This window comes from Candidatus Methylomirabilis limnetica (genome assembly GCF_003044035.1).
In the GTDB taxonomy this organism is placed as follows: domain Bacteria; phylum Methylomirabilota; class Methylomirabilia; order Methylomirabilales; family Methylomirabilaceae; genus Methylomirabilis; species Methylomirabilis limnetica.
Map to the genome: position 1 here is coordinate 1 of NZ_NVQC01000030.1, position 14,399 is coordinate 14,399.

At 58.8% G+C, this 14,399-nt stretch carries 14 protein-coding genes; 12 read left to right on the top strand and 2 right to left on the bottom strand.

The features are described 5' to 3' along the window. The first annotated feature begins 1,293 nt into the window (after positions 1-1,293). The 10 genes from glgB (at position 1,294) to def (ending at position 10,604) form a co-directional block, all read left to right on the top strand. Entirely contained in the window at positions 1,294-3,525 is a 2,232-nt protein-coding gene (glgB, locus tag CLG94_RS11330; protein WP_107563622.1) for a 1,4-alpha-glucan branching protein GlgB, read from the top strand. 48 nt (positions 3,526-3,573) lie between these two features. Then, on the top strand, positions 3,574-5,718 hold the full coding sequence (locus tag CLG94_RS11335; RefSeq protein WP_107563624.1) for an alpha-amylase/4-alpha-glucanotransferase domain-containing protein: 2,145 nt from the start codon (positions 3,574-3,576) through the stop codon (positions 5,716-5,718). A 310-nt stretch (positions 5,719-6,028) separates the two neighbouring features. Further along, the gene (locus tag CLG94_RS11340; protein WP_107563626.1) at positions 6,029-6,646 is read left to right on the top strand and encodes a tetratricopeptide repeat protein; all 618 of its coding nucleotides are present in this window, start codon (positions 6,029-6,031) and stop codon (positions 6,644-6,646) included. A 255-nt stretch (positions 6,647-6,901) separates the two neighbouring features. Then, positions 6,902-7,186 (top strand): DUF2442 domain-containing protein, encoded by a 285-nt coding sequence (locus CLG94_RS11345; protein ID WP_107563628.1) that lies wholly within the window; start codon positions 6,902-6,904, stop codon positions 7,184-7,186. Further along, on the top strand, positions 7,179-7,439 hold the full coding sequence (locus tag CLG94_RS11350) for a DUF4160 domain-containing protein (protein ID WP_107563630.1): 261 nt from the start codon (positions 7,179-7,181) through the stop codon (positions 7,437-7,439). The genes CLG94_RS11345 and CLG94_RS11350 overlap by 8 nt, the downstream gene beginning before the upstream one ends. A 207-nt stretch (positions 7,440-7,646) precedes the next feature. Continuing rightward, positions 7,647-8,381: a hypothetical protein gene (locus CLG94_RS11355; protein ID WP_239993227.1), complete on the top strand. Its 735-nt coding sequence runs from the start codon at positions 7,647-7,649 to the stop codon at positions 8,379-8,381. Between the two features lie 146 nt (positions 8,382-8,527). Next, on the top strand, positions 8,528-8,695 hold the full coding sequence (locus CLG94_RS11360) for a DUF4160 domain-containing protein (protein WP_161954158.1): 168 nt from the start codon (positions 8,528-8,530) through the stop codon (positions 8,693-8,695). Then, entirely contained in the window at positions 8,692-9,177 is a 486-nt protein-coding gene (locus CLG94_RS11365; RefSeq protein WP_107563636.1) for a helix-turn-helix domain-containing protein, read from the top strand. Before CLG94_RS11360 ends, CLG94_RS11365 begins: the two co-directional genes overlap by 4 nt. A 337-nt stretch (positions 9,178-9,514) precedes the next feature. Further along, positions 9,515-10,057 (top strand): cob(I)yrinic acid a,c-diamide adenosyltransferase, encoded by a 543-nt coding sequence (locus CLG94_RS11370; RefSeq protein ID WP_107563638.1) that lies wholly within the window; start codon positions 9,515-9,517, stop codon positions 10,055-10,057. Positions 10,058-10,073: 16 nt separating this feature from the next. Then, positions 10,074-10,604: a peptide deformylase gene (gene def, locus CLG94_RS11375; protein WP_107563640.1), complete on the top strand. Its 531-nt coding sequence runs from the start codon at positions 10,074-10,076 to the stop codon at positions 10,602-10,604. Here def and CLG94_RS11380 read toward each other — a convergent pair. Continuing rightward, the gene (locus tag CLG94_RS11380; protein WP_107563642.1) at positions 10,601-11,014 is read right to left on the bottom strand and encodes a (deoxy)nucleoside triphosphate pyrophosphohydrolase; all 414 of its coding nucleotides are present in this window, start codon (positions 11,012-11,014) and stop codon (positions 10,601-10,603) included. The two genes, def and CLG94_RS11380, sit on opposite strands and share 4 nt — an antisense overlap. Before the next feature lie 175 nt (positions 11,015-11,189). After that, positions 11,190-11,303, bottom strand: a complete 114-nt coding sequence (locus CLG94_RS14055; protein ID WP_107563769.1) for an iron-sulfur binding domain-containing protein — start codon at positions 11,301-11,303, stop codon at positions 11,190-11,192. 218 nt (positions 11,304-11,521) lie between these two features. Between CLG94_RS14055 and tldD the strand changes: the two genes are divergently transcribed. Further along, on the top strand, positions 11,522-12,994 hold the full coding sequence (tldD, locus tag CLG94_RS11395) for a metalloprotease TldD (protein ID WP_107563643.1): 1,473 nt from the start codon (positions 11,522-11,524) through the stop codon (positions 12,992-12,994). Next, the gene (locus CLG94_RS11400) at positions 12,991-14,334 is read left to right on the top strand and encodes a TldD/PmbA family protein (RefSeq protein WP_107563645.1); all 1,344 of its coding nucleotides are present in this window, start codon (positions 12,991-12,993) and stop codon (positions 14,332-14,334) included. Before tldD ends, CLG94_RS11400 begins: the two co-directional genes overlap by 4 nt. Positions 14,335-14,399: the final 65 nt, after the last annotated feature.

A 14,399-nucleotide genomic window follows, 5' to 3' on the forward strand; every position in this document is an offset into this window, starting at 1 on the left:
TCCGGCATCATCCATCGGTATATCGAGGGGGAACTGACTTCAAAAACCGGGTAACTATCGGGTGCAGCCGATTGCTTTTTAAGGCGGTTGATCCATGCGTGCAGGCGTTTGATCCTGACTTAATATCGTAACTACTCAGGTAGATAGGCTGTAGGCTGGTAACTGCTCTAGGTAGATAGACTGTAGGCTTTTAGACTGTAGGAACGCACCATGCACAAAGACTAACAGCCTTCAGCCTACAGCCTAAACACCTATTCAGGTAGATAGACTGTAGGAACGCGCACACAGATGAGCCAGGCGTTTTTCGAATGCGACGCGAAAATTATGGAGACCGAAAAGGTTCTGGGCTCCTTGATTCGGTCCATGCACAAAGACTAACAGCCTTCAGCCTACAGCCTAAACACCTGAGTAGTTACTGAAACGCTACGCTATACATTGCGTCATAAGTCGCAACAACGCACGTCATTCCCGCGAAAGCGGGAATCCAGAAAGGCACTGGATTCCCCCGTATCAAGTACGGGGCAGGCTTATCAAGTCCGGAATGACAAACTGCCTGAGACTTACGTCGTCATGTATAGCGTCACCCCCGCCGACCCACGCCATATGCCGCGAGAGGACCCCATCAGGCACACATCACAGGCACAAATCACTGGGACAGGGACAGCGATAGACTTCGCAACCCGTTGTTGGTTTTTTCGGGTGTTCCGTGGGTACCCGGGCCTTCCAGCATTCCCTCCCCCCATCGAGGGGGAGGGCGCGGGTGGGGGGCGTATGCCATGCACGATGTCAGCGAGTGACAAGCACACGTCCACACAGCCCAAGAGACGCTATAGGTTACGTTCCGAAAGCCTCCGATACCCCCACCTTCATCCTCCCCCATCGAGGGGGAGGAGCCACCCTAATTGAGCCCTCCTGTACCCACGCTAATGCCGGAGGAACCTTATTCATTAGCCTGTCATGACATCTTCGTAGGGGCGCCTGCCTGTGCATCGCACGCAGACTGGGGGGGGCGATCTCCATGTTGATCGGGAGGGCATAAAGCCCTCCCCTACAGTGCGAGCGCCGGTAGGGTGCGTGGCAATCTCAGTGCAATAATACGAGATTGCTTCACTTTGTTCGCAATGACAACTTTCTATCGCTGTTCTTGGGACAGGGACAGCGATTGCAATGAAGGCGAGGATGGTGTTATCTTTGGGACTATGCTGCGCAAAATATCTATCGAGTCTATTGCGTCCCGGCGTCCTGTCGGTCATGGAGAGTAGAGGCAGGGAGATGAGTCATTCAGGGTTACCGATGTCTTCCGCGCTTACCGCTGAGGCGATCGAGGCGATTGTTCGGGGTGGGCATGGCGACCCGTTCGCTGTGTTGGGCCCGCATGAGGTGCGCATCGCCTCAGGGCCATGCGTCGTCGTGCGCGCCTTCCTCCCGGATGCCAGGGAGGCAACGGTCGTCCCCGCTGATGGCACGAGCAAGGACCAGCCCATGGAGCTGGTGCACCCGGATGGTCTCTTCGAGGTCGTCGTTCCGACGGCGGGCGGCCTCTTTCCCTATCGACTGCGTGTCGTAGATCAGCAGGGACAGGGATGCGAGATCGAGGACCCTTACCGTTTTCCCCAGACCTTGAGTGACTATGACCTGCATCTGATTGGCGAGGGCAGCCATCTTAGAAATTATGAAAAGTTGGGGGCCCACCTGATGACCCTTGGTGGCGTGCCTGGGGTGTGCTTTGCGGTCTGGGCCCCCAATGCCAAAAGAGTCAGCGTCGTCGGGGACTTCAATAGCTGGGACGGCCGGCGTCATCCGATGCGAAATCATCCCGGAAACGGCATATGGGATCTCTTCATCCCGGGACTCGCAGAGGACGCGCTGTACAAATTCGAGATCAAGTCGGCATCCGGCGAGCCGATTGCCCTCAAAGCCGACCCGTTCGCCTTTGCCTTCGAGCCACCACCCCGAACCGCCTCGCGCGTGTTCAACATTGATGCCTACCGGTGGGGGGATGCGTCGTGGATGGACGCGCGAGCACATCAGAACGCGCTTGAGCGACCGGTCGCGATCTACGAGGTGCATCTGGGTTCCTGGATGCGGGTATCTCAGGAGGGGAATCGTTTTCTGACCTATCGAGAGCTGGCTCACCGGCTTGCGGATTACGTCACCGAGATGGGGTACACCCACGTCGAACTACTCCCGATCACGGAGCACCCGTTTTACGGCTCGTGGGGATACCAAACAATCGGCTACTTCGCGCCAACCTGCCGGTATGGAACGCCAACCGACTTCATGTGCTTCGTTGATTACCTACATCAGCGCGGGATCGGCGTGATCCTTGACTGGGTCCCATCCCATTTCCCCCGCGACCCGCACGGGTTGGCCTACTTCGACGGGACCCACCTCTATGAGCATGAAGATCCCCGCAAGGGCGAACATCGCGAGTGGGGCACGCTCACCTTTAATTACGGCCGAAAGGAGGTGGACAACTTCCTGCTGGGCAATGCGCTCTTCTGGCTTGAACGCTATCACCTGGATGGGCTGCGGGTGGACGCGGTGGCCTCGATGCTCTACCTGGACTATTCCCGGAAACACGGAGAGTGGATCCCTAACATCCATGGCGGCAACGAGAATCTGGAGGCGGTCGCCTTCCTTCGGCGGTTCAACGAGCTGGTCTACGAGCGCCATCCTGGCGTGATGACCATTGCTGAAGAGTCCACAGCATGGCCCCAGGTCTCGCGCCCGACCTACGTAGGCGGGCTCGGCTTTGGGTTGAAGTGGAGCATGGGGTGGATGCATGACATGCTCGGGTATATGGCGCTCGACCCAATCCATCGAAGCTACCGCCATAACAACCTGACCTTCGGTCTGCTCTACGCCTTCACCGAAAACTTCACCCTGCCTCTTTCGCACGATGAGGTGGTGCATGGGAAAGGCTCACTGCTCGGAAAGATGTCGGGCGATACCTGGCAGAAGTTCGCCAACCTGCGTTGCCTCTCTGTCTACATGTATGGGCATCCCGGCAAGAAGCTCTTATTCATGGGAGGGGAGTTCGGCCAGTGGCGCGAGTGGGATCATGACCAGAGCATGGACTGGCACCTCCTTACGGAAGGCCCCCACCACAAAGGCTTACAGTTACTGATGCGCAACCTGAACCACCTCTACCGGTCACAACCGGCCCTATACGAAGTCGATTTCGAACATCGCGGTTTCGAGTGGATCGACTGCCATGACTGGCATGGGAGTACCGTCGCCTTCCTGCGCCGGGCGAAGGACCCGAACGACTTTGTGGTAGTGGTCTGTAACTTCACCCCCGTACCCAGACACGACTATCGCATCGGCGTGCCGACCGGGGGCTACTATGTGGAGCTCCTGAACTCAGACGCCGCGATCTACGGTGGCGGCAACATCGGGAATGGTGGCGGCATTACGGCAGAACCGATCCCCACTCATGGACGGCCGTTCTCATTGCGCCTCACTATTCCTCCATTGGCCGGATTGATCCTTAAGCCCACAACCACGCCTGGTCCAGCATGAGGGCTCTGAGATGATAGCGATCGCTTCTCGCCCACGGAGCATCGGAATATGACGGACAGACCTACTGAGCAGACCCTTGACAGAGTGCAGGACAAGCTCCGTTTTCTGCTTGTCCTGCACAACCATCAGCCTCTGGGTAATTTTGATGAGGTGATCCAGACGCTCATGGACAGGGCCTATCGACCTCTCCTTGAGGCCGTCTACGCCAGACCGACGCTCAAATTCACCCTGCATCTGAGCGGGCCGCTTCTACTGTGGCTGGAGCGCCGAGCGCCGGATTACCTCGATCTCATTGGCGAATTGGTTCAGCGCGGCCAACTGGAGCTCCTGTCGGGAGGGTTATACGAGCCGATCCTGGCGGCCATTCCACACGAGGACCGAATCGCCCAGATCACGCTGATGAGCGAGCGCCTTCGATCCCGTTTCGGTGTTCGCCCGCGCGGCCTGTGGCTGACGGAGCGGATCTGGGACAGTGCGATCATCCCGTCTCTGATAGATGCGGGGGTCGACTATGTCTTGATGGATGACCGAGCCTTTCTCACGTCAGGATTTGAGGCCGAGCGACTGCACGACTACTACCTCACCGAAGCGGAGGGCGAGTCGCTTGCTATCTTCCCGATCGATAAGACGCTCCGGTACCTGATCCCGTTTCGCCAGCCGGACGAGATTGAGGCGCACCTGCGCTGGATCGCACGGATGGGCGGGCGGCTGGCCATCGCGGCTGACGATGGCGAGAAGTTCGGCGGCTGGCCCGGGACGGCAAAGTGGGTCTACGAGGACGGATGGCTGAAGGGGTTCCTGGACCTACTCGAAGGCGCGAGCGACTGGCTCGTATCGCAGACGGTGAGCGAGGCGTTGGAAGGTGTTCGCCCCGCCGGCCTCTGCTACCTGCCTACCTGCTCATATATCGAGATGGAAGAATGGTCCCTCGGGCCGGATGGGGGGCGGCGATTTGAAGAACTTAAGGGCCGTCTCGGCTCGGATGCCGATCGGTTCATGCCGAATCTGCGCGGAGGGCATTGGAAGCATTTCCTGGTCCGGTATCCCGAGGCGAACCGTGCCCACAAGAAGGGTCTGGCGCTTGGCCGACTGCTGACAGAAGGGCGCGGGGTGAAGCAGGCCAGACTTGAGATCCTCGCGGCTCAGTGTAACGACAGCTACTGGCACGGGGTATTCGGCGGCCTGTACCTGCCCCATTTGCGGCATGAGATCTGGCGACATCTGGCGCGCGCCGAGGCCCGGATCCGCCGCCGCCAGAAGCTTAAGGTAGAGGCGATCGATATCGATTGCGACGGGGCGCCGGAGGTCTGGGTCTCGAGCAGCCGCTTCTCGGCCCAGATACAGCCCCATCGCGGCGGTCGGCTGGTGGAGTGGACCGACTTCGCCGGAGAGGTCAATCTTCTTAATACTCTCACGCGCCGCCCAGAGGCCTACCACGACCTGATCAGACGCGCGGCGGCGCAACCCGACAGGCAGGCGCAAGAAGGTATCCCCGGAATTCACGACCTGCGGCGAGCGACGCCGGCCGATCTGGTGAACGGGCTCTGCTACGATCAATGGGAGCGCGCTGCGTTTCTCGACCACTTTTTCACTGGGCCCGATCCGCTGTCGGCCTGGGTCCGCGGTCACCTGGACGAGCGGGGTGATTTCATCGAGGCCCTCTGGAACTTCAAGCCGACATCCAGAGGCGTGGTCCTTGAACGATTAGGACGAGTTCGAACCGAACCCGACCCTTCGACAGAACTCGGGACAGGTCTCAGCCATCCGCTTCACCTACGGAAGGAATATGCCTTCACGGATAATCGGAGACTCACTGTCCTCTACCGGATACAAAATCAGGGAAGCGATCGCATGGATGTTCGCTTCGGGGTAGAACTGAACTTCTTCCTGCCTAGCCTTGCCTTTGGCCAATCGCTCATCACGCTGGGCGACCAGCGCGTCTCGCTTGATAATCCAGCGTACGCAGCCGAGGTCGAGCGCTTCACCGTGTCCACCCGGGAGCCGTGCCTACAGCTTCGCGTCGAACTCGACCATCCCGTCATCCTATACACCCACCTGGTAGCAACGGTTTCGCAATCGGAAGATGGGTACGAACGAACCGTGCAGGGGGTAGCGGCCATGCCGACCTGGGATCTCTGCCTTGAGCCGGGTCAGGAGTGGACAGGGCGGGTGAGGGTGACAGTGTCGGGATGAGCGGGTGGGCTTGGCTGATCCTGGAACCGCCAGAAGTCCTCGGCATTTAGTCGTTCGGCGAGTCCCAGGTCACCATCAAGACGCTGGTCAAGACCCTGCCTCAGAGGCAAAGGGATGTAGCGCGCGAATTTAGAAGGCGGACTAAAGTGACCTTTGGAAAAGAGGGGATCGAGAGCCTCCATCCAAAAGAGCATCTGGCGGCTGATGGCTGCCCGCTGTTTTTTTTGAAAGCATCTTGACCTCCCTCTTAGACTGGCAGTAAGATGACAGTACAGTTGTTTTGGCTGCCCCTGTAAGGAAGGAGATCTGCATGCAGTGCGAGATGGTCCCGAAAACTCTTGAGGCATGTTGCAAGGCCGTTGAGCTGAATCCTGAGAACGTCGAAGCCCGGTATCAGCTTGCACTGGCGTACCATCAGGCGAGGCGGGTGAAGGAAGCGATAGCGGAGATGCAACGAGTGGTCATTCTGGATCCTAAGTACCTCGCCGCCCACTGTCAACTCAGCCTTTGGTATTACGGGCGATGCATGTTCCACGCCGCCATTGAAGCCACCAAAAAGGTCTTGGTCCTGGACCCCACCAACCCTTGGGCCAACTATCGAATAGCGAGGTCCTACTTCCATCTGGGCAAGCTGGACCTGGCCATACAGAGTTTTGGGAAGGTGCTGGAGGCGGACCCCACCCATATCATCGTGCATTACGACCTTGGCATTATCTATGAGCGGAGACGGATGTGGCACGACGCGATCCGGGAATTCTCACAGGTGGTGTCCGAGAATCCTGAGGATTCCTCCTCCCACTTCCACCTGGGACTTGCCTATAAGCGGCTGGGAAACCGCGACCTGGCCGTCGGGGCATTCATGGCGGCCCTGAATCTCAATGCCGAAGACACCGCGTCCCTCGAACAGTTGCACGCCCTCCAAGGGTAACCCCAGCCTCTCAGAGCCAGGCCGGCCCCACGCTGAGATCGATCAGTGGCAACGGCACATACGGATCATGCTCGCTCGCAGCTTCCAGAGCGCCCTGACAACTCCTCGGAAACCACGGAGAATCGCCGCAATCGGTGGAACTCTGAGGCGTGGGGTATGCTGGCCAGCATACCCACTCATTAGCCGCCATCGCTTAGGGTCCTTTCCGGGTAACTTCGTACCTGGTATTATGTGAAGGTGGGGAGAAATTGAGTCATGAGAAGGATTTCCAAGGTTAAGGTCTTGCCAGGGTATCGGCTGGAGTTGGAATTCGACGATGGGGTATGTGGCATTGTGGATCTCTCTGAAACCGTCGGCAAGGGTGTGTTCGCCCTGTGGCGCGACCCGCTCGTCTTCGATCAGGTTCGTATCGGTTCATTCGGAGAACTGGTCTGGGACGACCGGATTGATCTGTGCCCGGATGCACTCTACCTCAAGGTAACGGGCAAGAAACCGGAAGACATTTTCCCTGCGCTACGCGGCCAGCCCACCCATGCCTGAGATCAGCCGTTTCTTCGGCATCGTCATCAAGATGTTCTTCGACGATCATAACCCGCCGCACTTTCATGCAGAGTATGGCGGCGACCTTGCCTTGATCGATATCCGAACTCTGGCCGTATTTTCCGGACGGTTGCCGCCTCGCGTAACAGGTCTTGTGATTGAGTGGGCGACGCTTCATCAGCGGGAGCTTCTCGCCGATTGGGATAGGGCACGAGCGCAGGAGGAACTTCAGAAGATCGCGCCCTTGGAATGAGACTGGATCCGGTACGATTTACCGCAGGCTTAGTGGCAGCATACCTAATAGTTCGGCTAAAGGAGAATAAACATAGACTTTGTCAAGTTCGAACCGATCTCGATCCGTAACCATCCTGAACTAAACGAGCGATGGGTCCAAGACCGGATTGCCGAGGACCCGTCCATACTCGGACTTGGGGATGTCGTGTTGAAGGACCGTGAACGCATGCAGCCCAAAGCCGGACGACTCGATTTGCTTCTTCAGGATGTGGAGTCAAGCCGCCGATACGAGGTCGAGATTCAACTCGGCGCCACGGATGAGAGCCACATCATCCGCACTATCGAGTACTGGGATATCGAACGGAAGCGCTATCCGCAATACGAGCACACAGCCGTCATCGTTGCCGAAGATATTACGAGCCGCTTCCTCAATGTAATCAACCTGTTTAACGGGACGATTCCTCTAATCGCCATCCAAATGCGCGCCCTTCAGTCGGGCGGCAAGGTGGGCCTCGTGTTCACGACTATCGTTGACCTCCTTTCACTCGGCCTCGTTGATGAAGATGAAGAAGGACAGGAGCCGACGGACCGGGCATACTGGGAGACGCGGGGATCTAAAAAGACCGTCGCTATGGCTGACCAACTCCTTACCATTGCCAAGGCACACGACCCAACCCTAGAACTAAAATACAACAAGTTCTACATTGGTCTCGCCCGAAACGGGCAACCGTGCAACTTTGTCGTCTTTCGTCCAAAGAAGGGATTCATCCGATTTGAGGTCAGACTCAGGAACTCGCCTGAGACCCAGGAGCGTTTGGAGTCAGCAGGTCTGGATGTCATGGATTACGACAACCGCTGGGGGTACTACCGCATAAGACTCCAGCCAGGAGAACTCGACAAGCACAAGCTGATACTGTCTGACGTGATTGCTGAAGCATATGCGGCAAGCGCACAGAAATGAGCGCTGAGCCAGCGCATGTACGGGACGGCGCACTGCCGCCCCTGATGCGGAGGTTAGGCAGGCAAGGCTTCACGCCGGATGCGTTTGACAAGTGTTACCGTGTGTGGTAACAATATCAAATGGGAAAGGTCCGGCGAGGTGGCTACATGTTCGTGACGTGGAAGGGGGACCACACACCTCGACACGTGCATGTCTACCGCGACGGACAGTTCATCGTGACGTGGGATCTTGAGAACCTGAAACCGATGAAAGGCGAGGCACCCCGCAGGGTTATCGAACTCATTGGAGAGCTTGAGTCTGAGGGACGGCTATGAAGATCCGAGCGGTGACCGGCAACAACCGCAAGAAAGTGTTTGAGGTCACAACCTCGACCAGGGCATGGGTCTTCCCCTACGCCAAACTCGACCCCCAGCCCACGGTCCAGGATCCCCTTGAACGGGTTTTCGTGGACCAGGAACTGAGCCGGGAAGGGTTCACGTATATTCTCACGTCGGGGATGGAGGGGACGGTGCACCTGGAGCAGGTCCTGGAATACAACCAGGATCCTGGCTACTTACGGGATGCACTCCTGTACAAGCTCACCATCGAAGCCCAACAGCGGGTTCAGGCCAGCCCCCTTTCGAAACGAGAGATCGTCCGTCGGCTGGGGACGTCTGCCACGCAGTTGTACCGCCTCATGGATCAAACCAACTATCGAAAAACGATAGACCAACTACTGTCCCTCCTTCATGTCCTGGACTGCGACGTCGATCTTGTTGTACGAGCTACCAGGGCGCGACCCGGCAGAGCTGCCTAAGTCCCAATTGCGCATAAAAGGATAACGTTTATCTTCCCTCTCCTGGCATCCACGCAGCTTCATTCGTCGTAGGCCCAAGATTTTCAACCTGCCTTTCGCTTTTTCCTTCCGGCAGAACGGCACAGAATACCGCGTAAGAACCGTTTTGTCCTGTGTGTGGCTTAGACTATAATAGCGTTGACATTGTGGAAGGACGGCTTTTTAAGAGGAACACCTCATGCGGCACGGCCGCACCACGGCAGGTGAAAACCCTCTACCCCCTAAGGGGGGCGACGGGGGATTTGGACGAGTTGTCGGGTTACGCTACGCTAACCCGACCTACGGCTGAGCGCTGATTATGAAGATCTATACGCGGAAGGGTGATAAAGGCGAAACTGGGCTGATCGGCGGGAAGAGGGTGTTGAAGTCCGCCCTTCGAGTCGAGGCCTATGGGGAGATTGACGAGCTGAACGCCGTCCTGGGCTGGATCAGGGCCAAATTGACGGACGAGACGATCAGGGCAGACCTTTTGCAGATCCAGCGCGACCTCTTCGCCGTCGGCGCGCAGCTCGCCGACCCGAGCGGCCATGTTGAAGAGAAGGCCGAGAAGACGGGAATCAGCGAGGGAAGGGTTCGAGAACTCGAAGGGATCATCGACCGGTACGATGCTGTGCTGAGCCCGCTGCGAGCCTTCATCCTGCCCGGCGGTTCAGAGTGTGGCGCGCTGCTCCACCTGACCAGGACTGTCTGCCGGAGGGCAGAGCGGCGAATGGTCGCGTTGTCCCAGGACGTGCCGCTTTCGCCGGTGCTCATTGCTTATATCAATCGGCTCTCCGACCTCCTCTTCACCTTGGCCAGGGCGGCCAATCGTGAGGCGGGGATCGAAGAGATTCCTTGGTAACCACGGGGGGTGTAGATTGCCGATCCTGAAGGTCGCGCGTCTAGGGCATCCGGTCTTGCGGCAGGTCGCACCGCCCGTCAGACCGGAGACGATTCGAGAGGCCGAGATCCAGCGCCTCATCGATGACATGATCGAGACGATGCGGGAATACGAAGGCGTCGGGGTTGCGGCGCCCCAGGTCCATGTTTCACAGCAAATTGCTGTGATTGAGTCGAAGGGGAACTCGCGCTACCCTGACGCCCCGGACATCCCGCTGACGGTCCTCATCAATCTGGAGGTAACCCCGCTCGCTCCGGCCCTGGATGACGATTGGGAAGGGTGTCTCAGTCTGATCGATTTCCGGGGGCAGACGCCGCGGTATCGGCAGGTACGGGCGAAGGCGCTTGATCGGGAGGGTCGACCGTTTGAATTCATCGCCACCGGGTTCCACGCGCGGGTGCTCCAACACGAACGCGACCACCTGCTGGGCAAACTCTTTATCGACCGGATGCCCAGTCTCGAGACCCTTTCATATCTTCCCGAGTTCAGCCGCTACTGGAGTCGCTAAGCGATGATACGCTGACCCGAGGCAATTTGATGAACCAGCGGTAGATCGGCGGGTGGAAATTGGTAGGCAGAGATTTCCGCCGGAGCAACCCAGCGATAGGCTTCACACTCGAGGATGCGGGGTTCACCAGCCAGGATGGTGCACCGGTAAAAACGGAGTTGGATCTGGCGCCCAGCCTCGTGGTGCTCGGCGGAAGCCACCTGTTCTTCAACAGCGATAGTCAGCCCCAGTTCTTCCATGACCTCTCTCATCAGGCAGGCCTCGAAGCTCTCACCAGGCTTCCGCTTACCGCCCGGAAACTCCCACAGCCCCGCCAAGGGGACGTTGCCTAGACGCTGGGCAATGAGGATCTTCCCGTCCCGGACGATGAGGCCGGCCGCTACCTCGACGGTCGGCGCAACTTCAGACATGACGTGTTTTCCTGTAACTACTCAGGTGTTTAGGCTGAAGGCTGAAGGTTCTAAATTATCTCGCAAGGCACGAATCGAGCCATTCAAGACCTTTTCTGAGTTTTCTTTGATCACGCATAACTTACCCCTAAAAGCCTTCAGCCTTCAGCCTATCTACCTTGTAGTTACGTTTTCCTTATCCAGTGGATAGGAGATGCACGATTCCCCGCATTGGGCAGATCGCGCAGTTGGGCTTGCGGGCGGTACAGATGAGCGCGCCAAAGTCCAGCGCAGGAGTCGCTGCTGGAATTTTCGCCTGATGGCGGGATCAGGGAAGTGATTGTTGACGGGCGGCATGGGCCGTAGTATAAGAAGTTGTAGGGTCGATTTCAATACCATTCAGGCATTCACCACCGGCTGTCAGCGTAAGGGCAGGGCTTGTGCCGTGCCCGGAGAGGGCGCAGCAAGCAGCGCCCCTACATCGCTAATAGCTGATTGCTGAACGACTAAAAGGGAGTGAGGACATAGATGGCGACGCAACTGATGAAACCGGAGCGATTTTTCCTGGAGAAGTTCGGGCTGACGGAGCGGCATCTGGAACGGGGACTGGGGGCCGCCCTTGGCCGACAGATCGATGACGCTGATCTCTACTTCGAGTACCGGATCAGCGAGTCCATGCTGCTCGAGGAGGGGATAATCAAGCAGGCGACAAAGAACATCAACCAGGGGGTCGGCGTCCGGGCCCTCGCCCATGAGAAGACCGGGTACGCCTTTTCCGACGAGATCAGCGTAGAGAACCTGGAACTCGCCGGCGCCCGAGCCAAGGGGATCGCTGAGCGGGCGGGCGTTGGGACTCCTCCACCGGTGAAGGTTGGCGGCACGCCTCCCCATGATCTGTACCCGGTTCACCTCCAGCCAATAGAGATTCCGCTGGAGAAAAAAATCGATCTGCTCCAGCGAATCGATGCCATCGCCAGGAGCGCAGACCCCCGGATCGTCCAGGTGATGGCATCATTTGCCTGCGAGTCCAAGATCGTTCTGATCGCGACCTCTGCCGGCGTCATGGTCGGCGACATCCAGCCGCTCTCTCGCCTGAACATCACCTGCATCGCCCAAGAGGGCGACAACAGGCAGGTCGGGAGCTGGGGCGGAGGCGGCCGGGCCGACTTTGAGTTCTTCCTGGAGGGGGGCCGCTTCGAGCGCTACGCCAAAGAGGCCGCCCGCCTGGCCATCATGAACCTCAGCGCGGCCGACGCGCCCGCCGGAACGATGGACGTCGTCCTCGGCCCAGGATGGCCCGGGATCTTGCTGCACGAGGCTATCGGCCACGGCCTTGAAGGCGACTTCAACCGGAAGAAGACCTCGGCCTTCTCTGATCGGATCGGGCAGCAGGTGGGCTCTCCGCTTGTTACCGTAGTGGACGATGGCACGATCCCCGGACGCCGTGGCTCGCTGAATATCGATGACGAGGGAACGCCGACCGGACGCACGGTTCTGATCGAGCGCGGGATCCTGCGGGGGTATCTGCAAGATCGCTTGAATGCGCGCCTGATGGGAATGGAACCCACAGGCAACGGCCGACGCGAGAGCTATGCCTATCAGCCGCTCCCACGCATGACCAACACATTCATGCTGCCTGGCGACTCGACGCAAGAGGAGATCATCAGATCTGTCAAGCACGGCCTGTACGCCGTGACCTTCGGCGGCGGCCAAGTGGACATCACGAGCGGCAAGTTCGTCTTTTCGGCCAGCGAGGCCTACATGATTGAGGACGGGAAGGTCACAATGCCGGTCAGGGGCGCAACGTTGATCGGCCACGGCCCGGATGTTCTCACCAGGGTTACCATGGTAGGCAATGATCTTTCACTGGACGAGGGGGTTGGGACGTGCGGTAAGGACGGTCAATCGGTCCCCGTAGGCGTGGGCCTCCCTACCATCAAGATCGAGGGGCTGACAGTGGGCGGGACCCAGGGCATGCCAAAGGGGGAGCGAAGCCAATGATCAGCCGGCAGATCGTCGAGGAAGTCCTGCAAGAGGCAAAGCGAAAAGGCGCCACAGCGGCTGACTTGGTGCTGATCGAGAATGAGCTGGTCACAGCTCAGGTCAGGCTAAGGGAGACCGAAACGCTCCGAAGCGCCAAAGAGGTCCGACTTGGGTTGCGGCTTTTTTTCGACAAACGGTCGGCCACCAGCTCCACCTCAGACCTCTCCAAGGAGTCGCTCGCGCGATTGGTGGAGGATACTGCCGTCCTGGCAAAGGCAATCGCCCACGATGAGTGCTCGGGGCTGCCGCCGGCGGAAGAGTGCGCCAAGAGCATCCCGGATCTTGATCTGTACGATCCTGACGGCGAGGCCCTCACCGTCAAGGACCAGATCGATCGAGCCAGGACGGCTGAGGATGCGGCCCTGTCCTATGACAGCAGGATCACCAATTCCGAGGGGGCAGAGTTCGCGAGCAACCTCTATCGGATCATCTACGGCAGCAGCCAGGGCTTTCTGGGTGAGTATCGAGGCTCGACCTTCAGCCTAGCGGTGACACCCATCGCCTCGTCTGAGGACGGCATGCAACGCGATCACTGGTACTCGCGCGCCAGGCACCTGGGCGCCATGGAGTCGCCTGAAGCGATTGGGAAGCGGGCGGCCGAGCGAACCCTCAGGCGCCTGGGCGCACGGAAGATCAAGACCCAGGAGGTCCCGGTGATCTTCGACCCTGATACCGCTGCCAATCTCATGCGCATCTTCTGTTCTGCGCTCTTCGGTCCAGCCCTCTACCGTGGGGCCTCATTTCTGATCGACAGGCTGGGTGATCGGATCGCCGCTGAGAGTATCTCTATATACGACGATGGCACATTACCCGGCCATCTTGGCTCAAAGCCGTTCGATGGCGAGGGACTCCCAACCCGCCGGAATGCCATCGTAGAAAATGGCGTCCTGCGCAGCTACCTCCTCGATAGCTATTCCGCCCGCAAGCTCGGGATGAAGCCGACCGGCAGCGCGGCTCGAGGCGCCGGCGATTCCCCAACCCCCTGGCCGACGAACTTTTACCTTCAGTCCGGGTCGCACGAGCCGGCTGAGATCATTCGATCGGTGGACGCCGGACTCTATGTCACCGAACTGATCGGTTTCGGCGTGAACCTCGTCACAGGAGACTACTCGCAGGGCGCGGTGGGGTTCTGGATAGAGAAGGGTGAGCTGACCTACCCGGTAGAGGAGATCACCATCGCCGGTAACCTCAAGGAGATGCTCTTGGGGATCGAGATGGTAGGTAATGACCTGATATTTCGCAGCAGCGTCGTCGCCCCCACCCTCAAGATCCGCCGCATGACCGTCGCCGGGCACTGAACCGAGCGCACGCCCCTCTATTCTCCTGGGTCATTGCGAGTGCCAGACGGGCGCGATGCGATAGT